General features: G+C 58.1%; 28 protein-coding genes and 1 pseudogene. 11 read left to right on the top strand and 18 right to left on the bottom strand.

Annotated elements, in window-relative coordinates; all coding sequences use genetic code 11:
• Positions 1-179 precede the first annotated feature (179 nt).
• Positions 180-1,394: a YbfB/YjiJ family MFS transporter gene (locus B7L15_RS18490; RefSeq protein ID WP_254902986.1), complete on the bottom strand. Its 1,215-nt coding sequence runs from the start codon at positions 1,392-1,394 to the stop codon at positions 180-182.
• Positions 1,395-1,540: 146 nt separating this feature from the next.
• Between B7L15_RS18490 and B7L15_RS18485 the strand changes: the two genes are divergently transcribed.
• Positions 1,541-2,434 (top strand): LysR family transcriptional regulator, encoded by an 894-nt coding sequence (locus B7L15_RS18485; RefSeq protein WP_085920369.1) that lies wholly within the window; start codon positions 1,541-1,543, stop codon positions 2,432-2,434.
• A gap of 27 nt (positions 2,435-2,461) precedes the next feature.
• Here the strand turns inward: B7L15_RS18485 and B7L15_RS18480 are convergent, their stop codons facing one another.
• Together B7L15_RS18480 and B7L15_RS18475 are read right to left on the bottom strand one after the other, a co-directional pair.
• Positions 2,462-2,797, bottom strand: a complete 336-nt coding sequence (locus B7L15_RS18480) for a zinc ribbon domain-containing protein YjdM (protein WP_085920368.1) — start codon at positions 2,795-2,797, stop codon at positions 2,462-2,464.
• A gap of 95 nt (positions 2,798-2,892) precedes the next feature.
• The gene (locus tag B7L15_RS18475; RefSeq protein ID WP_085920372.1) at positions 2,893-3,942 is read right to left on the bottom strand and encodes a DUF2235 domain-containing protein; all 1,050 of its coding nucleotides are present in this window, start codon (positions 3,940-3,942) and stop codon (positions 2,893-2,895) included.
• Between the two features lie 429 nt (positions 3,943-4,371).
• On the opposite strand from B7L15_RS18475, the gene B7L15_RS18470 reads away from it, so the two are divergent.
• The 6 genes from B7L15_RS18470 (at position 4,372) to B7L15_RS18445 (ending at position 10,649) form a co-directional block, all read left to right on the top strand.
• The gene (locus B7L15_RS18470) at positions 4,372-5,109 is read left to right on the top strand and encodes a FadR/GntR family transcriptional regulator (protein ID WP_085920367.1); all 738 of its coding nucleotides are present in this window, start codon (positions 4,372-4,374) and stop codon (positions 5,107-5,109) included.
• A gap of 195 nt (positions 5,110-5,304) precedes the next feature.
• Entirely contained in the window at positions 5,305-6,255 is a 951-nt protein-coding gene (locus B7L15_RS18465) for a Bug family tripartite tricarboxylate transporter substrate binding protein (protein WP_085920366.1), read from the top strand.
• Positions 6,256-6,340: 85 nt separating this feature from the next.
• A complete protein-coding gene (locus B7L15_RS18460; RefSeq protein WP_085920365.1) occupies positions 6,341-7,879 on the top strand; it encodes a tripartite tricarboxylate transporter permease in 1,539 nt (512 codons plus the stop codon).
• Positions 7,876-8,331 carry a tripartite tricarboxylate transporter TctB family protein gene (locus B7L15_RS18455; protein WP_085920364.1) on the top strand — a complete coding sequence of 152 codons (456 nt, stop codon included), beginning with the start codon at positions 7,876-7,878 and terminating at the stop codon, positions 8,329-8,331. Before B7L15_RS18460 ends, B7L15_RS18455 begins: the two co-directional genes overlap by 4 nt.
• 12 nt (positions 8,332-8,343) lie before the next feature.
• Entirely contained in the window at positions 8,344-9,510 is a 1,167-nt protein-coding gene (locus tag B7L15_RS18450; RefSeq protein ID WP_085920363.1) for a mandelate racemase/muconate lactonizing enzyme family protein, read from the top strand.
• 77 nt (positions 9,511-9,587) lie between these two features.
• Positions 9,588-10,649, top strand: a complete 1,062-nt coding sequence (locus tag B7L15_RS18445; protein ID WP_085920362.1) for a tartrate dehydrogenase — start codon at positions 9,588-9,590, stop codon at positions 10,647-10,649.
• A gap of 94 nt (positions 10,650-10,743) precedes the next feature.
• Here B7L15_RS18445 and B7L15_RS18440 read toward each other — a convergent pair whose 3' ends face one another.
• Genes B7L15_RS18440 through B7L15_RS18420 form a run of 5 tightly spaced genes read right to left on the bottom strand, consistent with a single transcriptional unit; the run spans position 10,744 to position 13,528 of the window.
• Positions 10,744-11,031 (bottom strand): helix-turn-helix domain-containing protein, encoded by a 288-nt coding sequence (locus B7L15_RS18440; RefSeq protein WP_085920361.1) that lies wholly within the window; start codon positions 11,029-11,031, stop codon positions 10,744-10,746.
• On the bottom strand, positions 11,024-11,155 hold the full coding sequence (locus B7L15_RS19905; protein ID WP_254902985.1) for a hypothetical protein: 132 nt from the start codon (positions 11,153-11,155) through the stop codon (positions 11,024-11,026). Before B7L15_RS19905 ends, B7L15_RS18440 begins: the two co-directional genes overlap by 8 nt.
• 47 nt (positions 11,156-11,202) lie before the next feature.
• Complete coding sequence (locus B7L15_RS18430; protein WP_085920360.1) at positions 11,203-12,096, bottom strand: dihydrodipicolinate synthase family protein; 894 nt, start codon at positions 12,094-12,096, stop codon at positions 11,203-11,205.
• Positions 12,097-12,109: 13 nt separating this feature from the next.
• Positions 12,110-12,430, bottom strand: a complete 321-nt coding sequence (locus tag B7L15_RS18425; RefSeq protein WP_085920359.1) for a hypothetical protein — start codon at positions 12,428-12,430, stop codon at positions 12,110-12,112.
• Positions 12,431-12,481: 51 nt separating this feature from the next.
• On the bottom strand, positions 12,482-13,528 hold the full coding sequence (locus tag B7L15_RS18420) for a DUF3541 domain-containing protein (RefSeq protein ID WP_085920358.1): 1,047 nt from the start codon (positions 13,526-13,528) through the stop codon (positions 12,482-12,484).
• 139 nt (positions 13,529-13,667) lie between these two features.
• Here B7L15_RS18420 and B7L15_RS18415 point away from each other — a divergent pair, with 139 nt between their 5' ends.
• Positions 13,668-14,498, top strand: a complete 831-nt coding sequence (locus tag B7L15_RS18415) for an AraC family transcriptional regulator (RefSeq protein WP_085920357.1) — start codon at positions 13,668-13,670, stop codon at positions 14,496-14,498.
• 25 nt (positions 14,499-14,523) lie between these two features.
• Positions 14,524-15,129 (top strand): LysE family translocator, encoded by a 606-nt coding sequence (locus B7L15_RS18410; RefSeq protein WP_085920356.1) that lies wholly within the window; start codon positions 14,524-14,526, stop codon positions 15,127-15,129.
• 118 nt (positions 15,130-15,247) lie between these two features.
• On the opposite strand, the gene trpA is transcribed toward B7L15_RS18410, so the two are convergent.
• Both trpA and trpB read right to left on the bottom strand, forming a co-directional pair.
• A complete protein-coding gene (gene trpA / locus B7L15_RS18405; protein WP_085920371.1) occupies positions 15,248-16,066 on the bottom strand; it encodes a tryptophan synthase subunit alpha in 819 nt (272 codons plus the stop codon).
• A gap of 44 nt (positions 16,067-16,110) precedes the next feature.
• On the bottom strand, positions 16,111-17,340 hold the full coding sequence (trpB, locus tag B7L15_RS18400; RefSeq protein ID WP_085920355.1) for a tryptophan synthase subunit beta: 1,230 nt from the start codon (positions 17,338-17,340) through the stop codon (positions 16,111-16,113).
• A gap of 106 nt (positions 17,341-17,446) precedes the next feature.
• Here trpB and B7L15_RS18395 point away from each other — a divergent pair, with 106 nt between their 5' ends.
• Positions 17,447-18,352: a LysR family transcriptional regulator gene (locus B7L15_RS18395; protein WP_085920354.1), complete on the top strand. Its 906-nt coding sequence runs from the start codon at positions 17,447-17,449 to the stop codon at positions 18,350-18,352.
• Positions 18,353-18,363: 11 nt separating this feature from the next.
• Here the strand turns inward: B7L15_RS18395 and brnA are convergent, their stop codons facing one another.
• The 4 genes from brnA to B7L15_RS18380 all read right to left on the bottom strand — a co-directional run bounded on the left by brnA (position 18,364) and on the right by B7L15_RS18380 (position 19,925).
• Positions 18,364-18,624, bottom strand: coding sequence for a type II toxin-antitoxin system BrnA family antitoxin (brnA, locus tag B7L15_RS18390; RefSeq protein ID WP_085920353.1), 261 nt, complete (start codon positions 18,622-18,624; stop codon positions 18,364-18,366).
• Positions 18,614-18,733: a BrnT family toxin gene (locus B7L15_RS19900; RefSeq protein WP_254902987.1), complete on the bottom strand. Its 120-nt coding sequence runs from the start codon at positions 18,731-18,733 to the stop codon at positions 18,614-18,616. Before B7L15_RS19900 ends, brnA begins: the two co-directional genes overlap by 11 nt.
• Positions 18,734-18,752: 19 nt before the next feature.
• Positions 18,753-18,878, bottom strand: coding sequence for a hypothetical protein (locus B7L15_RS19895; RefSeq protein WP_254902988.1), 126 nt, complete (start codon positions 18,876-18,878; stop codon positions 18,753-18,755).
• Between the two features lie 105 nt (positions 18,879-18,983).
• Positions 18,984-19,925, bottom strand: a complete 942-nt coding sequence (locus B7L15_RS18380) for a LysR family transcriptional regulator (protein ID WP_085920352.1) — start codon at positions 19,923-19,925, stop codon at positions 18,984-18,986.
• Positions 19,926-19,987: 62 nt separating this feature from the next.
• On the opposite strand from B7L15_RS18380, the gene B7L15_RS18375 reads away from it, so the two are divergent.
• On the top strand, positions 19,988-20,971 hold the full coding sequence (locus B7L15_RS18375) for an aldo/keto reductase (RefSeq protein ID WP_085920351.1): 984 nt from the start codon (positions 19,988-19,990) through the stop codon (positions 20,969-20,971).
• Positions 20,972-20,996: 25 nt separating this feature from the next.
• Here B7L15_RS18375 and B7L15_RS18370 read toward each other — a convergent pair whose 3' ends face one another.
• The 4 genes and pseudogenes from B7L15_RS18370 to B7L15_RS18355 form a co-directional block, all read right to left on the bottom strand.
• Positions 20,997-21,623, bottom strand: coding sequence for an SDR family oxidoreductase (locus tag B7L15_RS18370; RefSeq protein ID WP_085920350.1), 627 nt, complete (start codon positions 21,621-21,623; stop codon positions 20,997-20,999).
• A 93-nt stretch (positions 21,624-21,716) separates the two neighbouring features.
• Positions 21,717-22,406, bottom strand: a complete 690-nt coding sequence (locus tag B7L15_RS18365) for a VIT1/CCC1 transporter family protein (protein ID WP_085920370.1) — start codon at positions 22,404-22,406, stop codon at positions 21,717-21,719.
• A 72-nt stretch (positions 22,407-22,478) separates the two neighbouring features.
• Positions 22,479-23,879 carry an ATP-binding protein gene (locus tag B7L15_RS18360; RefSeq protein WP_085920349.1) on the bottom strand — a complete coding sequence of 467 codons (1,401 nt, stop codon included), beginning with the start codon at positions 23,877-23,879 and terminating at the stop codon, positions 22,479-22,481.
• Positions 23,876-24,079: pseudogene (locus B7L15_RS18355) on the bottom strand (winged helix-turn-helix domain-containing protein); the annotation flags it as partial. The pseudogene B7L15_RS18355 and the gene B7L15_RS18360, both read right to left, overlap by 4 nt.
• Positions 24,080-24,294: the final 215 nt, after the last annotated feature.

Below are 24,294 nucleotides of genomic sequence, written 5' to 3'. Positions count from 1 at the left end.
GCCCAGAAGCGCTGGAAGCGGATCAAGGGGTTCAACAAGCTGGAGCTGGTCGTGAACAACGTCCAGTTCAAGGACGGCGAACCCTTGACCGATCAGTCAGACAGGACTGCCGCCTGACCGGCCATACACAGAATTTGACAATAACTCATAAGGTGACGTTGCGTTCAGGTAGAGTTCCATTATTGCTTCCTGTTTTGAGCAGAGAGATGGCTGTGGCGCTGTTGCACACCACGGCTTAGAAGCACCAGCAAAAAGCCTCCGGCTAGCATGAGGCCGCCGATGGCAAACAGTGGCGCGTAGGTACCCCAGAGCTCGTAGAGCGCTGACATGGCATAACCCGCCACCGCTTGGGCGGCAGCGAAGGCGGCGGTGGCCTGCCCCCAGAGCTTTTTGTGGGCGGTCGGCCCTACCAGCTCAGCAAGGCGACCAGAGGTGAGTGCAACAATGCCGGGGATCATCGCCCCCACCATGAAAGAGGAAACTGATTGACTGAGGAATGCTAGCGAGAACACCGGCAGCGAGACGGCAGCGGCCTTCGCCACAAAGGCGATCGCTAAACCGCGATGCCAGCCTATTCGCTGCGCCAGCGCGCCTACCATGAACGGCCCACACAAGGCGCCCAACCCGAAGATGCCCCACTGTAGGGAAGCGGCTTGATTACCCAGGGCATTTTCCCTAGCGAGATAGTCCACCCAGAACACGGTATGGGGCACAAACCCAACGGCATCCAGGGCATAAGCACCGATGACAAGCAGCACGACTACCTTTACGCCCGCATAGCCCTTGCGACCATTGCCCCCTGGGTTAGCCGCTACCGGTGAGGCTAGGCGAATGACGCCTCGGTCGCATATAAAACCCGCCATAATGCAGAGCAGCCCCAACGTGCCCCAGGTGAACGCTAGGCTTAACTCAATGAGTAACGGCACGATGGAGGCCGAAAGCAGTGCCCCCAGACCAATACCGGTAAACACCATGGCACCGACACGGGTTCGCTTTTCAGGTGGGGTGGCTGCCAGCGCCAGCGAGGGGCCAACGACCATTAAGATGGCTCCGGCAATGCCCGATACTAACCGCCAGAAGAAAAACCAGGTGAAACCGCCCTCCCCAGCGCAGAGCAAAAAACTTAGTGCGATACCCGCGAAACTTGCGCCGACCACCTTGCGAGGAGAAAAGCGCTCACTCAGCGAGTGGGCGGCGAGTGCGCCGATAAAGTAACCCAGCAGGTTGGCGGCCCCAAGGTAGGCGCCTTGGCTCGCGGTGAACCATCCCTGTTGAATAATCGCAGGCAATAGCGGCGTATAGGCGAAGCGAGCAATGCCAATTCCAGCCAACGTCGCCATTACCCCAGTTAACAGCGCGGGCAAGTCTTGGCTATTAAGCTTACTGTTCATCATGTCGTGTCCTTTTCGTGCCGCCATTCAGACAAGGTGGGCAGCGCGTTGGTACACAGACAGACTACGCGTGAGGGAGTGTTTTCTAGAAACGATTAGTTATGATAGCTACTATCTTATTTAGAGATAGCCTGACAGGGAGATGGCGCGTGCAACTTAAATCGCTGCGACTATTCATGGCGGTGGCCGAAACAGGCAGCTTCGTGGCGGCCGCAAAACAGTTACACACCGTGCAATCCAACGTGACGGCCCACATTAAGAAGCTTGAGGAGGAGTTAGGCGTACAGCTCATTCATCGTGCGGGGCTAGTTCGCCCTACGAGTGCGGGGTTGGCGATGCTGGAATATGCTGAACGCATGTTGGCTGCCCATGATGAAGCGGTATCGCTATTTAAGGGGCAAGATAAGACCTGTGGCCAGCTACGCATAGGCGCCATGGAAACCACGACCGCGCTACGACTCCCGCCGATACTGGCCGCGTACCACGCAGCGCAGCCCGAGGTTGATATCAAACTCAAGACCGGCCCAACGGCTGAACTGGTTGAATGGTTGCTAAACGGCCAGGTGGACTGTGTCTTTGTGGCCGGACGTATCGAGCATCCCCGCTATCACTTGCTCAAAGCGTTTAGTGAGCAGCTCGTGTTAGTGGGCTCAACGCCTATGACGACGATGCCCTCTTCTCAAGAACTGCTGACGTCTGCCTTCTTGGCGTTTCGCCAAGGGTGTAGCTATCGTCAGCGGATCGAGTTATTGCTGGCATCCTATGGCGTCAATGCAGGCCGGATATTCGAGTTCGGGTCACTGGACGCGATGCTTGGGTGCGTTTCTGCGGGGATGGGCTACACGGTGCTGCCACGTGGGACGGTCGAAGCCCACCAGCACCGCTTCGAAGTTCACTATCTGGAATTGCCCACGTCCATCGCCAATGTCGATACCTATTTTGTCGCCCCCGAACAGGAATCCTGGACGCCAGCCTTGGCAAGCTTCGCTGAAACGCTGCGTGAAGCGGTGGTGGTGGATGAGCCTCAGCTTACTGCGTCGTGAAGTGGATCGAAGAATTCCGGATCTTCTTCAGGCCTTTTTCACAAAATGGGCGGTGACCATCATGTCGCCGACGCCGTCGACCTTGCAGTCCAGTTGGTGATCCTTGCTATCCACGAGCCGCTTGATAACGGCTTTGGTACCCACCTTGAGTACCAGTGAGCTGCCTTTGACCTTGAGGTCTTTGATCATCGTTATCTTGTCGCCTTCCACTAATACCGTGCCATGGGCATCTTTTACCGTTAGGGTGTCTTCCATCTCAGTCTCAGCGGGGTTCCATTCGTGGCCGCATTCCGGGCAGATGAGCAGGCTTTGATCCTGATAGACAAATTCAGATTGGCAACGGGGGCAAGGTGGGCACGACATAGTAGTGGCTTCTGTGGTTTGATTAGCAGCCTATGATACTGCGCCCTGGCAGACTTGGCGAATGGAGTCACACCAATGAAGCTTGCCCGCCCTGCCTATTGCTCCGGTGGGGTCAGTTTGGCATCGATCAAGGTGCGTGGCCGGTAATCGCAGGTTGTATCGGCCCAGCGCTTCCAGACGCTGTCATCGATTGAGATATTGACCGCCGGTTTTCCCTGCATTCCTTGGGAATATTGCCGGTAGAATCGGCCGTCTTCTGCGTTTCCGATGCGTTTGAATTTGCCGTAAATCCCCCACAGAAACTCGGCGAAAGAATCTCTTGGCGCGGCCTTCCAGGCCTCCTCGGCAACGTCGAATGGATTCACTTTCAGGCCCGCCTTTTCCGCCTTGCCCAACATCCAGTTCAGCGGTATGTCGGGCAGCATGTCGTCGGGGCCATAACCGCCGCCGACATTGGCGTGGGCGCCGATAAACCAGCGCTGCTCTACGTCGCGGTTGCCGGCTTTGGGCTTGCCGTCCTTGCTGGTCCAGAGCGAGACGTTGTAGGTCTCCCGGTGCTCGTCCAGCGCCACCGCTTGGTAAGCGTGGTCGACAATGCTGGAAAGCTCCGTATCGTGCCAATCGTATTGGCTTTTAAACAGGGTGGTGCCGGGCACGCCCAGCGCGCCGACGGTATCCCATATGCCAATGAAATGAATCCTCGGCTGGCGGCTGTAGCGTTTCTTGAAATCCTTACAAGCGTCAGCATCCGGGTGCAGATTTTTGTCCCGATAAATGCTTTCGGCCTTGCCGAGCAAGCCTGGCGTGACCACGTGCACCAACCCGCATTTTCGTATCAGCCCCACCAGGCTTCTGGCTGTGTAGGCACCACGGCTGAACCCGAATATCCATATCTCATCGCCCTCCTGGTAACGCCTGCAAAGCCAGTCATAGCCTTTCCGTAAATGTTTGCTCAGCCCGAAACCGAAGGCACCGCCGCTGATGCGCCGAAACCTGGAGGTACCCACACCAGGGTCGTAATAGAACCGTTGCCTTACATCACCATCGTAATCGTGGATGAGCCGTGTAAGACGATAAACATTCGTCTGGTCTTCAGGGTCGTTCCAGGTGCCATCAAAGAGCAGGATCAGTTTTTGTCTTGTCATGGTGTTCCCCATGATGATGCGCACTTGAACAGTGCTCATGACCGATGACGGAGGAGCAGCGGATGCGCTATATACCCCTGGGCATAGCGCATTCGGCGGCCTCAACATTATGTAACTAACTGTAGTCGAAAATGCATTCCGTCACCTGTTGATAGCCAATCCGCAAAAGCGCCCCCGATGCGGGCGCTCTTTCTATCTCGCTTTACATGGCACCCGACCCCATATTCCACTGATCGGCCGATGTCTCAGCGCCAAAGCCCATCGGGCTGGGCATCCATGCGAGGCTTTCAGGGAGACCGAACCCGCTATCGTTCGTTGCCGGGTTCTTCAGGTAACGATTGAACCGCGCTGAAGATGGAGGCCCAACACTTTGCTGGCGTATGCTGGGAGTGAATAAACAGTGACGACCAACAGTTTTGGGGAAAGTGCATGCCTCCATCCATGGAAAAAGTCTCGCCAGCGCCCCCTTCCAGGGAGATGCCAGACGGCAAGGGCCAGAAGCTTAGCGACCGGGTTTACGGCGATATTGTCGACCGAATTATTCAGCGTGAATTCGGTGAGGGTGAGCGGCTTCCATCAGAGGAACAGTTGGCGTCCTATTACGGTGTGTCGCGTCCAATCGTGCGCGAAGCGTTGGCCAGGCTGCGCGATGATGAATTAGTTCGCTCACAACGTGGGGCGGGAAGTTTCGTCCAGCGGCGCCCCGAGCGTGCCATGCTTGAGTTCGCTCCGCTGGAAAGCCTGGCCGATATCCAACGCTGTTTTGAGTTCCGAATCGCCGTGGAAACCGAGGCCGCACGACTCGCGGCCATCAAGGCAACAGACGAAGAACGTGTGGCACTGGCTCAAGCGCTGGCATTGCTAGAGCAGCGTATCCGCGACAATGAGCTGGGCGTGGATGCCGATTTCAACTTTCATCTATCCATCGCTCACGCCACGCATAACCGGTTTTTCTCCGATACCCTGCTGTCGCTTAAGCCCGCCATCACGTATGGCCAAAACATGGCCCGCGGCCTGGGCTTGCGACGCCCAGAGCGCCATGTCCCCGAAGTACAGGTCGAACACCGTGACATCCACGACGCCATCCTTGCGGAAGACCCTGAGCGTGCCGCTTTTTGTATGCAGCATCACTTGAGCAGTTCGCGTCGGCGCGTCTTCGAAGGATAGGGATTTGACAACTTTTACAACTCGACTAGCTTGAACTGTAAGGTCGTTCACCCTGGCGAATGAGGGTGTGTAACGATCCCGTAGGACGCAGGCCGAGAAATATAAAAACAAACACCACGGCCCTGATTCGCGTCACTGCCCATAACGACGAAGAAACGTAGATAAAATAATACAACTACTTCGGAGCACCACTTTATGACATTTACCTACAAGACGCTCGCGATGTCCGTAACGGCAATCGCCACCATGGGCCTTGCCGGAATGGCCCAGGCTGAGTACCCAGAAGAAGACATCACCTACATCATTCCCTTCGATCCAGGCGGTGAATCCGATGTGACGGCGCGTTTCCAGGAGCCGATCCTGGAAGAGGAGCTTGGCGTGTCGGTCAACGTGACTCACCGGCCGGGCGGCGGGGGTGCCGTGGCCTGGAGCGAATTCCAGAACAGCGCTGAGCCTGACGGCTACGAGATCATCGGGGTCAATATTCCGCATATCATCGGCCAGCCGATCCAGCGCAATGACGCCGGTTACGAGACCGACAACTGGAGAATCGTCACCTTCTTCCACTCAACTCCCAATGCGCTGATCGTCTCCGACGATAGCCCTTACGATACGCTGGAAGATCTCGTAGAGGACGCCAAGGAGAATCCAGAGGCGATTACCTTGGGCGGCAGTGGTACCTACAGCGCTAATCACCTGGACATGCTGCGCTTCGAGAAAGCAGCCGATATCGATCTGACCTACATTCCCTTCTCGGGGACCGGGCCATTGAAAGGGGCCCTGGAAGGTGGCCATGTCGCCGGTATCTTTAACTACACCATGCTGGGCACCGAGATGGCCGATAGCGTCAAGGTTCTGGCCGTGGCCGCCGAAGAGCGCGTCAAGGCGCTGCCTGATGCCCCCACCTTCAAGGAGCAGGGCTACGACATCGTGGGCGGTGCTTATCGCGGCGTTGCGGTGCCCAAGGACACCCCCGACGAGGTGGTTGCAACCCTCGAAGAAGCCTTCGCAGAGGCCAACCGGCAGATCACCGAGAAACAGGAGCCGCTGGGCTTCGTGATGGAATACATCACCGGTGATGAAGTTGACGAGGTCATGGCCATGCTGCGTGAGGCCTACGGCCCCATCCTCGAAGAGGCCGAGTAACACCTTTCCCTCCGTGGGGCTCCTGAGTGGGCCCCTTTTTCTTGAACCATGATGGCCACACGCGTGGCCACTGGGAGGGTGACTCATGGAGATGTTACTGGAGGCGCTGACCTCCCTCCTTACCTTTGAAAGTATCTTCACAGTACTGCTGGGCGTCTCGGCGGGACTCTTCATTGGGTCCATGCCAGGACTGACGGCCACGATGGCGCTTGCCATGCTCCTCCCCTTCACGTTCTCAATGGAAGCTCTGCAGGGGTTGATCGCGCTGGGGGCGGTCTACATGGGGTCTATCTATGGCGGTGCTTTTACGGCCATCCTGATCAATACCCCCGGTACCCCATCGTCCATTGCCACGACGTTCGACGGCTACCCCATGGCACGTCAGGGCAGAGCCTATGAGGCCCTGGCAGCAGCGACCATTGCCTCAGTGGTGGGCGGCATCATCGGGGTCATCTTTCTATTGATTCTTGCACCGCCGCTTGCCCGGCTGGCGGTTGCTTTCGGCCCCTCAGAAATGTTCTGGGTGGCGATGTTAGGGCTGACGCTGGTCGCCAGTCTGTCCAGCGACTCGCTCTTGAAAGGGTTATTGGCGGGTTGTATTGGCATTCTGCTTAGCACGATCGGGGTGTCGCCGGTCGGGGGAGAGAGCCGTTTCACCTTTGGCTATCCGCCGTTACAAGGCGGCATCGAGCTGATCGTCGCATTGATCGGGCTGTTCGTGGTCCCCGAACTGTTGACCATGGCGGCTGAGGGGCGCGGGGCATTGCCCGGCGGTGGCGAGCTGCGCAAGAAAGAGGTTTCCATCGCCAGGATCGCCCGGCATATCTTCATCAAGCCCGTCAACCTGATCCGCTCCTGCCTGATCGGGCAGATTATCGCGATCATTCCGGGGGCCGGGGGAAACGTCACCAGCCTGGTGGCCTACAACGAGGCACGGCGTTTCTCCAAGGATCCCAAGAGTTTCGGCAAGGGCAACATCGATGGCGTAGTGGCCTCGGAGTCGAGCAACAACGTGATGGTCGCTGGCAGCATGGTGCCGCTGCTGACGTTGGGCATTCCCGGGGCGCCTCCCGATGCCATCATTCTCGGGGTGTTGCTGATGCATGGGCTGCGACCGGGCCTCGACCTGTTCACCGAGTCTGGGGTGTTGACCAACGGCTTCATTCTTTCCATGGGGTTATCGGCGCTGATGCTGTTGCCGGTGGGGCTGCTGGGCGGGCGCCTGATCCATCGTGTGGTCATTCGCACGCCTTATTATTTCCTGGTGCCGAGCATCGCCATGGTGACCATCCTTGGGACATTTGCATTGCGCAATAGCATGCTGGATGTAGGCATCATGCTCATCCTGGGCACGGCTGGCTACTTCTTGCGGCTGATCGGCATCCAGGCGGCCCCCATCGTGCTTGGCCTGATCCTGGGTGGCATTGCCGAACAGGGCTATGTGCAGACGTTGATGGCGGCGGTCGTCGACCCGATTCCCTGGCTGCGGCTGGTGAGCAATCCGCTTTCCATGGTGTTGGCCGGCATGGTGCTGCTGGGCGCCGCCACGGCACTGGTGCCCATGTGGCTGGCCCGCAAGGGGCTTTTGGACAAGGTCGAAGAGGATAGCGGAGGCTCGTCATGATCGTGCGCCTCAATACCGATATCGCCGCAGGCGCTCTCGGCCTGATTTTCGGTGCCGCGCTGTGGTTTCCGCGGTCGGATATCGGCAGGCTGAGCATCATTTTTCCGCGTGCCGTCCTGCTGATCCTCACTCTCATTTCGGTCGCCCTGATCGTCAAGGGCTTCGTCAAGCCGAGTGGCCGCCAAGTCGAGATCACCGGCAGCCCACTGCGCCTGGTCACGGTGATCATCGGCTTCTTTCTCTGGTGGGGCCTGGTCGACCTGCTGGGGTTTCTGCTCACGACGCTGATCGCCTTTTTCGCGCTTACCTGGTATCTCGCCAGGGTCGAGACGGTGGTTAGCTGGCAGCGCATGCTGAAGTGGAGCCCCATCATTGTGGTGCTAGTCGGCGTCTTTTACCTGACCTTCACGGAGGTGCTCAATGTGCGCCTGCCGACGGGTCTGTTTTTTTAGTAGGAGTGATGCATGAAAATCACCGATATTCGTGAGGCGCGGGTATCAATCGCCTCGGACATTGCCAACGCCTATATCTCCTTCGCGAAGATGGATGTATCGGTCCTGGCGATCTATACCGATGTCTGGGTCGATGGCCGTCAGGTAGTGGGCTACGGTTTCAATTCCAATGGCCGCTATGCGCAGAGTGGCCTGTTGCGCGAGCGCTTCCTGCCTCGCCTGCGTGAAGCCGACCCCACGGCCCTGGTCGATGACAGCGGGGCCAATCTCGACCCCTTCCGGGTCTGGAACGTATTGATGGCCAACGAGAAACCCGGTGGGCACGGTGAGCGTTCGGTGGCGGTGGGCATCATCGACATGGCGGTGTGGGACATCGTCGCCAAGACGGAGAACAAGTCCCTGGCACAGCTACTGGCCGAGCGTCATGGCGATGGTAAAGCCGATGCGAACGTATCGGTCTACGCGGCAGGCGGTTACTACTATCCCGGTAAGCAGGTCAGTGCCCTTAAAGACGAGATGCGCGATTATCTCGACCTTGGCTATACCTGTACCAAGATGAAGATCGGCGGGGTGCCCTTGGCCGAAGACCTCGAACGGGTCGAGGCGGCAATCGACGTTGTCGGTGACGCTTCTCGCCTTGCCGTTGATGCCAATGGCCGCTTTGATCTCAAGACCGCGCTGGCCTTCGCGGAGGGCCTGGCCCCCTATGGGGTTCGTTGGTACGAGGAGGCGGGAGACCCCCTCGACTACGCCTTGCAGCAGCAACTGGGTGAGCACTATGCGCCCCCCATGGCCACCGGCGAGAACTTGTTTTCTCATCAGGATGCTCGCAACCTGCTGCGTTACGGCGGCATGCGCGCTGATCGCGACATTCTGCAGATGGATCCCGTCCTCAGCTACGGGCTGGTGGAGTACCTGCGCATGCTCGAGGTGCTGAAGCAACATGGCTGGTCATCGAGACAATGTATTCCGCACGGTGGCCACCAGTTCGCTCTCAACATCGCGTCCGGCCTCAAGCTGGGAGGAAATGAGTCCTACCCGAGGGTTTTTGCGCCGTTCGGCGGCTTCGCCGACTCGACACCCATCGAAAGTGGATATGTTGCTATCCCGGCGATGCCCGGCATTGGTTTCGAGGACAAACGAGAGCTCATGAACGTCTTCGATAAGCATCTCCGCTGAGCGGTACTGATAACGCCCTGGCCGCTCAGCCACAACAAGTTACAACAACGCTTTTTATAAAAGCAGGAGCTTACGATATGCGCAATCACCGTGTCGCTGTTATACCGGGTGATGGAATAGGCCTTGAAGTTATTGAAGCGGGTAAGCAGGTACTGGAAACGTTATCGCAGAAAAGTGACGATTTTCAGTTTGAATTCGAAGATTTCGATTGGAGTTCTAAGCGCTACCTCGAGACGGGCGAATACATCCCGGAGGGCGGACTCGAAAAGCTTTCGACATTTGATGCTATCTACTTCGGTGCGGTAGGCAGCCAGGAGGTTCCCGACCATATATCGCTTTGGGACCTTCGGCTCGCTATCTGCCAGGGCTTTGACCAATATGCCAATGTACGTCCTGCCCGTGTGCTCCCTGGTGTGAATAGCCGCTTAAAAGGTGCTGAAACAATTGACTGGGTGATCGTTCGCGAAAATAGCGAAGGTGAATATGCAGGCAACGGTGGCCGTACGCATCGTGGGCATCCCGAGGAGGTCGGCACGGAGGTGGCGATATTTACTCGAAAAGGGATAGAACGCATTCACCGTTTCGCTTTTCAACTCGCCCAAAGCCGCCCGCGGAAAAAACTCACATTGGTCACCAAGTCGAACGCCCAGCGATACGGCATGGTGCTGTGGGATGAAGTGTTTTTCGAGGTTGCGAAAGAGTTTCCTGACGTGACGATTGATAGGGAACTTGTCGATGCAGCCACTACCCGTATGGTACTAAAACCCGAGACCATGGATGTTATTGTGGCGACTAACCTCCATGCCGATATCTTGTCGGACCTGGCCGCCGCTCTTTCAGGCAGCTTGGGCATTGCCCCCACTGCCAACCTTAATCCTGAGAGAGCGTTTCCCTCCATGTTTGAGCCGATTCATGGGTCAGCATTTGATATTGCTGGAAAAGGCATTGCCAACCCCGTGGGTGCCTTCTGGACAGCTGCCATGATGCTGGAGCACTTAGGGGAATTGACGGCAGCTGAGAGACTGATGGCGGCTATAGAGCGATTAACCGCCTCGGGCCAACAAACAATGGATCTTGGGGGTACTGCGACCACGCAGGATATGACCCGAGCCATCTGCTCCGACATCGAGCAACAATAAGTACATAGCCGTTGCTTCAAGCTAGCCGTTGCTTCAAGAATGGCGTTCTTGAAGCAACTTAAAGAAAAAATGCGTGAGTACTGCGTAAACTTGGTCAGTGCAACTGACTAAAAACTTCTGGATGTTGCTCAGCAATACGCAGAAGCACAATTGCAGGGCCTTGCGGCTCGCGCCGACCCTGTTCCCAATCTTGAAGGGTTCGCACACTCACGCCCATAAGACCGGCAAATGCTGACTGAGACATGTGCAATTTCAGCCTTATCTCTTTGGGTGGTGAAGGTTCTGAAAGCTCATGCGTTCGTAGAGCCAATTTACCCTTCTTGAACTGCTTGATTTCATTGATACCATCAAGAATTTCTGCCCCAAGGTCCCTGTCACCCATTTTTAATTGCCTCCGCTATCTGCTTGAGCGTATGACCAGGAATGCTGGCGCGCTCTGATGCCACCACTCTTTCCAGAACCCGCTGGTGCCCATAGTCGTCGATGGTCATGGTGCGGTAGTGCATGTCTGTGGCTCTCACGGGTGACGGTTTCGTTGAAGTCGCCAACGCCCTCAGCTTAACGCAAGCGTTTCAACAACGGCTTTGACTCTTTCACGGGCTTCGCCTTGCAGCGTGTTCAGCGGCTGAGGCAGGCAGGGTTGGCTGACGTCACCGGTGAGTTCGGCGATGGTGGCGGTAACCCTTAGGCTGCCGCCGTAGTCACGGTAGAGCGCCCATAGCGGCTCGAGTGCCTGGGAGCGGGCCATCGCTTGCTCGGTATCGCCTGCCTGGGCGGCGCGGGTGAGCGCCAGTGCGATGTCCGGGTAGAGCCCGCCGATCACCGAGTACCAGGCATCGCACCCGGCAAGTAACCCGGTGGCAGCGGCCGGGTCGCCGCTGATGCCGATGGTCACATCAGAAGGGATTACCCCGCGCAGCTCTGCAACGCGTGCCTGGGCAGCGGCCAGATCGTTCTGCACCGGCGGTATCTTGATCGAGCGCACCTGGGGCAGTTGGGCGATGCGCCCGTGCAGTTCGTCGCTGAAGTGAAAGTTCGTGGTGCCGGGATTGTCGTAAACGCAGAGCGGCACGCTCAGCGAGCGGCAGACCGTTTCGTACAGGCTGAACACTTCCTCATCGGTGAGCTTTTGATACGACACCGGCGCCAGCAGCACGCCACTTGCACCTGCTTGCTGGGCATGTTCGGCATTGATCAGCACATCGCGGGTGCGTAGCGCGCCAATACCGGCGATGACGGGCACCCTGGCGGCCCTTTCCACGCTCAGTCTGACCACGCGGGCACGCTCGTCACTGTTCAAATAGGCGTAACTGCCCGTTGAGCCCAGCACACCGATGGAGTCCACCTCGGCTTCCGCCAGGCGCGCCACCAGGCGAGCAAACTCATGCTCGTTAATGCCCTGCTCGTTCATGGGGGTTAGCGGAAATGCGCTCAGGCCGGTCAACATGATGAAGGCTCCTTTACTGCCCAAAGCTGATCCCCAGGCGCAGCGCCTGGAGGCCGTCAAATTCGACACTGACTTCGTCAGAGAACACCGGGTGCCCCTGAACGGCCATATCCACGGTCGCTTGAGCGCCCTGATACGTAAGGGTAATGGCGATATTGGCTGAGGTGCTGATCGGCGCCGTCAGCACGTACGTCACGTCGTCGACGTTGATGGACGAGAGCCCGCGATCTTCCAGTTGCTGTTCAACTTCCTGTTGTACGGCCACGCCGTAATAGACGTACAAGCCAGCGTAACCCAGCGCTACCAGTACAATCAGTGAAAAGAGCTTTCCCATGTAAATTCCTCAAGCGTATGACGTTGGCACCATGCTGCCCGTCAGGGCTTTTCAGCGCTGGCCCACTCCGTCCGAGAGGTCGGGGCCGGGATACAGATGGCCCGGCCAGCGTAACACCATGATCGCCAGAACGTTGCGATGTTCACCCCCCGCCAGTCCCTTTTCCCCCGAGGGTGAGGGAATGATGCCGCTGGCCGGGTCCACCGCCGCCACCAGCGCCTCGCGCACCCGGCCCACCAGCGGGTGGTCGTCGCGACCGGCTAGCTGGAAGGCCAGTGCCACTTCGGCCTGGATGTCGGCCGTGGCCCGGGTCATGATACCGGCTGCCTCCCGCTCCAGCGCTTCCAGCACCCAAGCGTGCACTTCCGGGTCCGCCTTCCGCTGGTAGTAGCGGCTGTCAGCGATGACGAAGTGGGTCAGGCCATAGAGCCAGTTACGGTACTCGGCGTCGTCGAGCTCGGCGACTCGCTCGGGGGGATAGTGGCGCCGGAAGGCTGCCTCCACCTCCCGGCGCAGATCCATCACGCCGAGCTGGTGAAGGAAGTACGCATAGTTGGCCACCTGAGCAGCATAGACCTCGATCACCGAGGGGTCGGTCAGGAAGGCCGCCCAGTCGACCTCTGCCTGGTAGTCCAGCGCCCGTTGGTGGTCCTCAATGGCTGGCAGCAGGTCGTGGTACTCGGCCTGGACAAGCCGGAACAGCAGAGACCGGGCGAAGGCGATTTCCCCCCACTCCCCCAGCATGGCACGTCGAGCGCGCTGCTTGGCCGTGCGCTGGGAGTAGTCGGCAACGATCGCCCGGCTGCGGGTAGCCGCGTACCCAGGCTCAGCCAGGCCGGCGATGTCTTCCTCGAGTCGCACCATTAGACGCTCGCCGTAGGCACGATTGAGGGGCCGCCAGCGCTGCTCGCCCGTCAGGCGGTAGAGCCGCTGGGCAAAGTGGCGCTGCTTGTCCTCGGACAGCGTCGGCAGCGCCTGTTCGTAGACTTCCTGGATGGCCAGACCGGCGTCACGCTGTGCGTCACGTTCCACTTGCGGCGCCATGACGGTGCAGCCGGTCAACAACAGCACCATCATCAATGAAAAGAGTTTTCTCATACCAACTCCTTGGTGGTGTTCGCTAGCGATAGCCCATCATTGCACAGTCGATGCGCAATTATGTACAAGCATCAGTGACATTGTCGGCATAAGCTAGGGGTGTGTTTCGAGGTGTTGGGTTTCATCAGGGGAGGTCGGCATGAGCAACGCTAGCCGGTTTGAGTTCTTCAAGAGTCATCATGTGCCGACACTGACGGTGCTGAAGGCGGCGATTGAGGATTTCAGCTACGACCCGCATGCCCATGAGGAGTATGCCTTTGGCGTTACGCTGGCCGGGCGTCAGGACTTTTTCAGCGGTGGGCAGTTTCACCGCAGCCCGCCGGGCAACGTGATTCTGTTCAACCCGGAGGAAGTTCACGACGGGCATTCGGGCGGCGCACAAGCGCTGGACTACCTGATGGTGTATGCCCACCCGGAACAGGTGACGCCGCTGTTCGCCGAGGTACTTGGCCGCGAAAGCGCCACAGGCTTCCGTTCCGACCAAACGCTGATTCAGGATGCGCCCCTGCGCCATGCCATTATCGAGCTGGCCCGTTTGGTAAGTACCCAGGCCGGTAGCTGCATTGACCAGGAGAATGTGCTTTATCAGGTGGTAGAGCGAACCGTTCAGCTAGGCGGCCGCGTTCAACCCAGCCGCGTCACGCAACGGCCGGATGCCCTGCTGGACCTTGCCAGGGCGTATATCCACGCCCACCTGGAAACCGATATGTCGCTTGACGACATCAGCCAGGCCGCGCACTTATCCAAGTACCACTTTTTGCGGCTGTTTCGGCAGCACTACGGCATGACGCCTCACCAGTACGTGATTAATTGCCGGATCAATGCGGCCCGTGCAGCGCTGGATCAGGGGGCGCCGCTGAATGAGGTGGCGTTGCGGTTTGGGTTTGCCGACCTTAGCCATTTCAATCGCCGCTTCAAGCGCATCTACGGCATGACGCCCCACCAATACCAGCGCGATATCACGCGTTAGCCAAACCCCACTTAGAGGTTCCAACATGTTAGCAATCGTCGCCTATGCCCTGGGCGTCATGTACACCCCTGGGCCTGTGAATCTGCTCGGCCTGAATGTAGGTATCAATGGCCAGGCCAGACAGTCGGTGGGGTTTTGCCTGGGCGTGGGAACGGCCATGCTTGTGTACCTGCTGGTGTTGGGCTGGGCGGGCGCTGCCTGGATCAGCGGTAACGCCCTGATCCTGGTGAGTGCGCTGGGCTGTAGCTATATTGTTTACCTGGCCGTCAAGATTGCCCGCGCCAGCGCGGATTTGGACGAGCCTGATCATGCACCGCGCCTGCTGAACTTTCGCGATGGGCTGGTGATGCAGCTGCTCAACCCGAAGGCCATCGTCGCGACCCTGCCCATAGCCACCCTTCAGTTTCCGGCGGCGGGCATTCAGGGCGTCAGCCTGGTGATCTGGGCGCTGGGGCTGTCCGCCATGGCGGCGGGCGCCCCAGGTAGCTACGTGGTCATCGGTAGCCTGGTGGGTGAGCGTATTAAAAGCACGCGGGTCGTGAAGGGCTTCAACTGGCTGATGGCGGGGCTATTGGTCGCCGTGGCGCTGTCGATTGGTGCCGAACATGTGTGGAGGCCGCTTGTGTCCTGAGCGTTTAACACTTCGACAGCGATGACATGGTCCAACCGCCAATCACCTTATAACCCCTATTCGCTTTTTATTTAATAGCCATGAGTTTCCGGCCCCACAGCGTCGTTTCCGCTTCTGTCTACCTCCGGCAGGCCCTGACGCTTTCCGCCAGTTCACTGACCAAGCCATGTACCCGCTCCACGGCTTCATCAGGCGTCGTGGCGTGTTCGATGCAGTCGACCAGTGCGGAGCCCACCACCACCGCATCGCTATAGCGGCCAATGGTTGCCGCTTGCTCGGCGGTGCGGATACCGAAGCCGACGGCGATGGGCAGTTCGGTATCTTCCCGCAGGCGCGAAACTGAGGCTTCCAGCCGTTCCGGTGTGGGGGCGCTGCCGCCGGTCACGCCCGCCACGGAGACGTAGTAGATAAACCCGGAGGCGTTCGCCAACACTCGGGGCAGGCGTTTGGCATCGGTGGTCGGGGTGGCCAGGCGGATAAAGTCGATGCCGTGCCGAAACGCGGGCTGGCAGAGTTCTTCGTCGTGCTCGGGGGGCAGATCCACCACGATCAGGCCGTCTACCCCGGCACGGGCGGCATCGGTCAAGAAGCGCTCAACGCCGTAGCGGTAAATGGGGTTGTAGTAACCCATGAGCACAATCGGCGTGGTGCTATTTTCTTCTCGGAAATGGCGCACCATGTCCAGCGTTTTGGCCTGGGTCTGGCCGTTGTTCAGGGCGCGCTGGGCCGCCTTTTGAATGGCGGGGCCATCGGCCATGGGGTCGCTGAACGGCATGCCCAGCTCGATGATATCCACCCCGGCGGCGGGCAGCCCGTGCAGCAGGCGACGCGAGGTGTCGGCATCCGGGTCGCCAGCGGTCAGGTAGCTGATCAGTGCCGGACGGTTTTGCTGCTTGAGTGTACTGAAGCAGCGGTCAAGACGTGTTGGGTTGCGCATGGTCTGACTCACGGTAGCGTTCATCGCGTTTTCTTGGATAGCGCTCATACGTTTTTCACTCCGAATTTGTCGCCAAGGTGATGGGCGACGCTCGTCATGTCCTTGTCGCCACGGCCACTCAGGTTGATCACCATCAAGTGCTCGCGGGGAAGCTGGGGCGCGCGTTTGGCGACTTCTGCCAACGCATGGGCGGTTTCCAGGGCGGGAATAATGCCTTCCTTGCGGCAGCAGATCTGGAATGCCTCCAGCGCCTCGTCATCGGTGGCCGAGACGTACTCGACCCGCTTCTGCTCGTGTAACCAGGCGTGCTCGGGCCCGATACCGGGGTAGTCCAGCCCAGCGGAAATCGAGTGGGCATCGGTAATCTGGCCGTCTTCGTCTTGCAGCAGGTAGGTGCGGTTGCCGTGCAGGACCCCAGGGGTGCCGCCGTTCAGGCTGGCAGCGTGCAGGCCGCTTTTGACGCCCTTGCCGCCCGCTTCCACTCCGACCATGTGAACGTCCGGGTCATCCAGGAACGGATAGAACAGCCCAATGGCGTTCGAGCCACCCCCCACGCAGGCAACAAGTGAATCCGGCAGACGGCCTTCCTTTTCCAGCATCTGGGCGCGGGTTTCATGGCCGATGACGGCCTGGAAGTCACGCACCATGGCGGGGTACGGGTGCGGCCCGGCCACGGTGCCAATGATGTAGAAGGTGTCGTCCACATTGGTGACCCAGTCACGCAGCGCTTCGTTCATGGCGTCCTTGAGCGTGCCGGTGCCGGAAGTGACGGGGACGATTTCCGCGCCCAGCAGCTTCATGCGGAAGACGTTGGTCTGCTGGCGTTCGATGTCCGTCGTGCCCATGTAGATGACGCAGGGCAAACCAAAACGCGCCGCCACGGTGGCGGTTGCGACGCCGTGCATCCCTGCGCCGGTTTCGGCGATGATACGCTTCTTGCCCATCTGCTTGGCCAGCAGTACCTGACCGATGCAGTTGTTGATCTTGTGCGCGCCGGTGTGGTTAAGCTCTTCACGCTTGAGATAAATGCTCGCTCCGCCAAAGTGCTCGGTCAGCCGTTCGGCGAAATAGAGCGGGCTGGGCCGCCCTACGTAATCGCCCTGAAAGTAGGCCAGCTGACGCTGAAATTCGGGGTCGTTTTTGGCGGTGGTGTATTCGTCTTGCAGCTCCAGAATCAGCGGCATCAGGGTTTCGGCGACAAAGCGGCCGCCAAAGTTGCCAAACAGGCCGTTGGCATCGGGCAGGCTCTGGGATATGTCTACAGGTTGATTCATCACGACCTCTGAATGCGTTATCGAACAATGCAATGAAAGTAGCGCAAGCAGGCGGGGAGAAAAATCGATAAGATGTCATCAACCTGTGAGCTGGAGTCACACATCAATGCACAATAGCCTGCCACCGCTTAGCGCCTTGCGCGCCTTCGAGGCCACTGCCCGGCTGGGCAGCGTGACCGCCGCTGCCGAGGAGTTGAGCGTGACCCACGGCGCCGTCAGCCGCCAATTAAGAAGCCTGGATGACCATTTTGGCGTGGCGCTGTTTACCAAAGCGGGCCGCGGCATTGTGCTGACGCCCCACGGCGAGAAGCTACAAAGCGGCCTGAGCGATGCTTTTGCCCAACTGCGCGATAGTTGCGCCGCGCTCAAACGTGATGTGGAGGATGCGCCCTTCACCCTCGCCTGCCCCGGCAGCCTGCTGGCCCGCTGGCTGATTCCCCGGCTGGACCGCCTTCACCGTGACCTGCCTGACCTCAAGCTGAAAGTGGTGGTTAGCGAAAGTGAGCATCCTGAAAAGCAGACGGACGCCAGCGCGAGCCTGGCGTTTTCCGAGCCGCCCTGGCCCGAAGAGGTGGACGTCGTCGAGCTTATCCCGGAGCAGATATGCGCGGTGGCGAGCCCGCCACTGGCCGCGCAGTGCGACCCCGCCAACCCGGCAACGCTATTCGACAACACGCTGCTATACACCGCCTCGCGCCCTCAGGCCTGGCCGCAGTGGGCCAGTGCACATGGGCTTGAGCAGTCACAACTTGAAGCGGCGCTACGTAAAGGCCAGGGGTTTGAGCACCTTTACTACCTGATGGAAGCGGCCGTGGCGGGGTTGGGCGTGGCGATTGCCCCCACGCTATTGGTGGAAGACGACCTGAAGAGTGGCCGACTGGTTGCCCCCTGGGGCAGCATCGAAACCCCCGCCCGGCTCTGCCTGTGGCTGCCCGCTCAGGCGGACTTACTCACCCACCCCCGCCGAAGCGAGCCGCTGGCGGAATGGCTTAAGGGGGAGCTTGGGAGATAAATGCGAAGGCGTTAGTGAGGCTGCGTGTTGTCCGGAAGCTTGTGACTCGCTTCGGCTTTCAAGCGTTCAACCAGCCAAACTTTGATAATAGATTGACGCGTAACGCCGATACGGGCGGCCTCACGATCCAGGGACTCAACCACCCAAGCGGGGAAGTCGACATTGATTCGCTTCGGATCTTGATTAACATGGTGTGCCGTAGATAAATCAAGATCGTCAACGATGTCTTCGCTATCCTGATCAAATTTTTGATCAAAGTCGTTAGCTTTCATAGAGTTCTACCTCTCTTTTACGCGAGCGCCTTACCGAAATGAGTCGAATTTTTTCATTTCGGTAGGTGATGACGGCAGACCAGTGTTTATCACCAATCAGCCCTATCATCAGAAAACGCGGCTCATCATCATGATTTGGCTTGAATTTCCAGCAAATCAGGATCATTCCAAAGCGCCTGAGCATCTAGAAAGTCAATTCCATGCTTTATCCGATTGGCTACGCTTTTGTCATCATCATACTCAAAGTCGCTCATGAGTATAAATTATTCCTTTTTTACTCAAACCACAAGGTAGCCCAACACTTCCTTGCTGCTCAACAAGCATGCCGAGACAGCTTTATGCCGCCTTTTTACCTCTACTCACCCACTCAAGCGCTCGCGGTTACTGGCTACCAGTTCCGCCAGAAAATCCGCCACGGCCCGGATACGGGCTGATTGGGTAAGATCCGTCTGGATGACCAGGTAAATGGGCTGATCCACGCCGATATCGGACTCGAGGCAGACGAGCTCAGCCTCCAGCGCCAGAAAGTGCGGCAGCACCGCGATCCCCAGCCCCGCTTTGGCCGCCGCTAGCTGGGTCGCAAGCGACGTCGTGGTCAATGCAGGTTCGCGACCTCGTAGCATCCGTTCAACCCACTGGGCAGCGGGCAAGTGCGCTTGCGTATCCCCCCAGGTGATAAAGGCATCCGTGTCATAATCGCCCGCGTCATCATGAGCCTTGCGCTGCGCTGTATAGCCGGGGCTCGCGTAAAGTCCGAACCCCAGCATACCCAAGCGTCGAAGGGTGACATTGCCCCGCTCGGGCTTGACCATTCTAAGGGCTAAATCGGCGTCGCGACGGTGCAGGTTGACGGTGGTGATATCGGTCACCAGCTCAAGCGTGATGCCGGGGTACTGCGCATGAAATTGCGGCAATGCGGGCAGAATCAGCGCCGTGGCCAGGTTTTCAGCGGTCGCCAAACGCACTCTGCCGCTCAGTTGCGCAGTATTGGAAACCCCGCTGGAAAAGGCAGCCGCTGCCGCCTCCAAGGCTTCGGCTTTCTCGATTAGCCCCGCGCCCTCCTCGGTAAGCTGATAGCCCGATTGATGGCGTACAAACAGTGGCAGCTTTAAAGCGTTCTCCAGCCGTTCGATACGCCGGGAGAGCGTGGCGATGCCCAGGTTCAGCTCAGCGGCGGCACCACTCAGCGTGCCGTGGCGCGCCACTGCCAGAAAGATGCGTGTGTCGTCCCATACCCAACCACGCGGCATGTGTTTTTCATAATCGGAAATTTGTTTATCGAATTCGTTAATTTTTTTCATTAACGGATAGTGCCACGCTGCTACGGCACCACTCAAGAACGCGTCACTTCTGGAGACATAGCATGCAAAAACGAACGCTGGGCAGCGATCTAACCGTTTCCGCTATCGGCTTAGGCTGCATGGGGATGAGCGAGTTTTACGGCCCTCGGGACGACAGCGAGTCGCTTCGGGTATTAGCGCGGGCGGTAGAACTGGGTATCGACTTTTTCGACACGGCGGATATGTACGGGCCGCATCACAACGAGGCGTTGATTGGCCGCTTTCTCGCCAGTCACAAGCCTAAGGTCCGTATCGCCACCAAGTTTGGCATTGTGCGCAACCCTGGAGAATATCAACGTAGCCTGAACAGCAGCGCCCACTATGCCCAACAAGCCTGCGAGGCATCGCTGCGGCGGCTGGGTATCGAGCAGATCGATCTCTACTACGTCCACCGCGTTAACCCCGACACGCCAATTGAGGAGACGATGGAGGGCTTGGCGCAACTGGTGAAAGAGGGGAAAATTGCCCACATTGGCCTCTGCGAGGTTAGCGCAGAGACCCTTCGTCGAGCCCATGCGGTACATCCCGTCACCGCCGTGCAAACCGAGTATTCGCTCTGGACGCGGGACGTTGAACAAGCAGTATTGCCCACCTGCCAGGAACTCGGCATCGGCTTTGTGCCCTACTCACCGCTGGGCCGTGGCTTTTTGACGGGAAAACTTCAGGAGAATGCCGACTTCGGCGAAGGTGATTTTCGTCCTAACCTGCCGCGCTTCTCTGAACAGGCCATGCATGCCAACCGCCGAATCGCCGACGTAATTGGTGAAATGGCCACCCATAAAGGCTGCACCCCGGCGCAGCTGTCGCTGGCTTGGCTGTTATCCAAAGGCGATAACATTGTGCCGATTCCCGGCACCAAGCGTCTGCGCTACCTTGAAGAGAATGCGGCTGCCGCGTCCATCACCCTGACCGCCGATGAGCAGCAACGACTTGAAGCGGCCACCGAGCGCCTTCCGGTAACCGGTGAGCGCTACACGCCGGAAGGCATGAAGGGGGTTAACGCCTGAACGGCTGGTGGCTCATTGAGAACGTTTACTTGATAATCTCGTCGATCGACCGCTTGCCGTCCAGCAACGCGAACTCCTTGTTGATAACACTGCTTTGCAGCGCGTAGTGCAACGCATGCGCGACATTGGCGCGGGAGACTTGATTGTCGCCGGCCTCGTCGATTGAGCTTGCGAACTGCTGGCTGGCGGCGTCATCCGTCAGACGCCCGGGTTTAAGAATCACGTAGGGTACGCCGCTGTTGCGCAGATGGGCATCGGCGGCGAATTTTGCGGCCATGTAGGGGCGCAACTTCTCGGGCGCTTCCATGGGGTTTTCGGCCCGTATCGCGCTGATCATCAGGTAGCGGGAAATACCTTTCTGCTTGGCGATATCGGCAGCACGAATGGCCCCGTAAAGATCGATCAACAGGGTCTTGTCCGGCCCGGTGTGCGGTCCTGAACCAGCGGTGAAGACCACTTGATCACAGCCTTCAAAGGCATGCGAAAAGTCGTCTTCCAGGTCGGCAATGACGGTATCGATACCTCTGTCATTGAACCATGGCACCTGCTCTTCGCTGCGAATCATCGCCTTGATGGGCGTGCCCGCTTTTTGGGCCAGCTCGCAGAACTGTTTGCCAATCTGTCCGTTCGCGCCAATCACTAACGCCGTCATAACGTCTCCTTGTGAGTTGCCTACCCTTCTAAGAGTGCAGGCACTTAGCCGAAATTCAAGCCTGTAGTATTGTCGCTATAACCGATCAGACGTTTAAGCCATCACGCCAAATGTATGTCCGATGACATATGTTAACCCCATGGCAAGTGCGCCCCAAAACATCACTCTCGCCGCAGCTTTTAGAATGGGCGCTCCTCCAACACGGGCAGCAATAGCACCGAGCAAGGCTAAAAAGAGCAGTGAGAACAACGCGACTAGAGGTATAAGCAGCGCGGGGGGTGCCCACCAAGCCACCAGTAGCGGTAGCAGTGCGCCGATAGTGAATGTCGCGGCTGAAGAGAGTGCTGCCTGAAGTGGCTGCGCTTGGCTGATGTCGGTGATGCCAATCTCATCTCGTGCATGCGCGCCTAGGGCATCGTTGATCATCAATTGCTCGGCGACTTGCCGAGCCAAGTCAGGCGTCAAGCCACGAGTTTCATAGATAGCGGCAAGTTCTTCCTGCTCGAGTTCGTAATGTTCAGCCAATGCTTTGCGTTCGATGTCGAGATCGGCATTTTCGGTGTCCGATTGCGAGCTTACCGACACATATTCTCCCGCTGCCATCGACATTGCGCCGGCCACCAGGCCTGCAATACCCGCCAGCATAATATCACTTTGGGTGGTATTGGCTGCGGCAACGCCTAATATCAAACTGCTGGTAGAAACAATGCCATCATTGGCACCCATCACAGCGGCACGCAGCCAGCCGGCACGGTGAGATCTATGGTGTTCTGAATGTATCATAGGTGTAATACCATCATTGGGCAGCATGCATGGGTCTTATGACCAGCAAAAGACAACCTGTGGCGCCAGAGCTCAAGTAGGAAGTTCCCATCTCACGCTCACCTCTAGTCCACTGGGCTCACGGTTGGAGAGGGTAAGAGTTGCTTGTTGGCGCTGCACGAGCTCAGAGACAATCGACAAACCCAATCCGCTACCGGTGGTGCCTTGACCAGACGCGCGCCTGAAGCGCTCAGTGACTTTCTCTAACAGTGCATCGGGGAGTCCGGGTCCAGTGTCTCTGACAATAAGCTGAGGCAAGCCCTCCCAAAGCGCCAACTCTACCTCTACTTGGCCGCCTTTCGGCGTATAGCGCAAGGCGTTATCCAGCAGGTTACGAAACAGAATGCCTACCTCGACGTCGTCGGCGCGAACTTCCAGCCGGGTTAAGCCTGTTAGCTTCAAGTGCTGATCTCGATCTTCAGCGAGTGGCCATAGCTCGGCTACCAACTCAGCAATAATCGGGTAAAGGTCGATAGTGGCCCGTGATGCTGTGGCGACTTGATCCAAACGCGCCAAAATAAGCAGCTGTTCTACTACCCGCTGAAGCCGCTCTACCCCAACATAAGCCTTTTGTAATGATTGATCGCCTCCGGCCTGCGCATTATCCAAGTGGATTCTAAGCGCTGCCAAGGGAGTGCGTAATTCATGGGCCGCATCTGCAGTGAAGCGCCTCTCGCGCTCTAGCGTTGCTTTCAGCCGGGCGATAAAGTCGTTGAGCGATTGGCGTAATTCAATAAGTTCTTGTGGAACCGGGTTATCGATTTTACGCAGGTCGTTGGCAGAGCGGCCTTGTACCTGGCTGGAAAGCGCTTGGATGGGCGCTATCCCACGCCGGATAATGCGACTCATCAGCCAAAGGAGGAGTGGTAGCAAAAAGAGCATCGGCAATAAATTGTTCCAGGTGATCCGCTCCACCACTTCATCATGAAACGACCCGCGTAGCCCCATGCTGATCCAGGTGTCGCTGGCAACGTCGAACATGCTGAACACCCGCCAACGATGACCATCGTAGTTTTCCCAGCGAAAACCCTCCTCGAAAGGGGCGGGGAAAGGGCCGGCATCCTTCCATTTACCTCCTAACAGCCTGGGTGAGCCATCTGAATTCCAAAAACCCAGTACTAATTTAAGCTCTTCCTCGTGGTAAAGCTTGGTACCTGACTCAGAGCTACTCACTGGTACTTTGTTACCGTCGCGATATAGCTGGGCCGGATATTCTGGAAAGCCCATGCGCGAAGCGAGGCGAGCGTAGTCGTCAATGGTCGCGTCTGGGTCCAATTGGCCAGCCACAATCCGGCTATGCAGGCTGAGCTGTGTATCGAGAATTTCTTCTAGCTCGTGATCGGTAATTAAGTAAGCGGCGGTAACCGCAATGCCCCCAGCGACAACCAAGGTAATGGCTAGCGTACGAAGTAAATAACGCCGTATCGATCTCATTGTGCTTGGCTATCCAGCCGGTAGCCGATCCCGCGCACGTTAATGATCAGATGCTTTTCAAGCTTTTTTCGCAGATGGTGAATGTGAACCTCCACCGCATTGGACTCGACCTCTTCGCCCCAGCCGTAAAGCAAATTTTCTAAACGAGGACGAGATAGCACCTTGTCCGGATGTCTGGCTAGCTCTAACAATAACCTGAATCCGTGAAGCCGGCGCCGACACTTTCCCTATCACCGCCAGCGAGCACTTTTTGATCATTCGCCCCGTGCAAGTTGGCTTTCGCAAGCCCGTTATTGCCAAAACCCACCGTGCTGATCGGTGCTGACGGCCCGTTTTGTCATGCCTTTCCACCCGCCAGGCACGACATATCTGGCGATCGCGTGTCGCTTGGAACTGCTTGTGGATAGAGTGTCGC

Source organism: Halomonas sp. CSM-2, assembly GCF_002119345.1.
Taxonomy (GTDB): Bacteria; Pseudomonadota; Gammaproteobacteria; order Pseudomonadales; family Halomonadaceae; genus Vreelandella; species Vreelandella janggokensis.
This window is presented reverse-complemented; position numbering and strand designations above follow the sequence as displayed.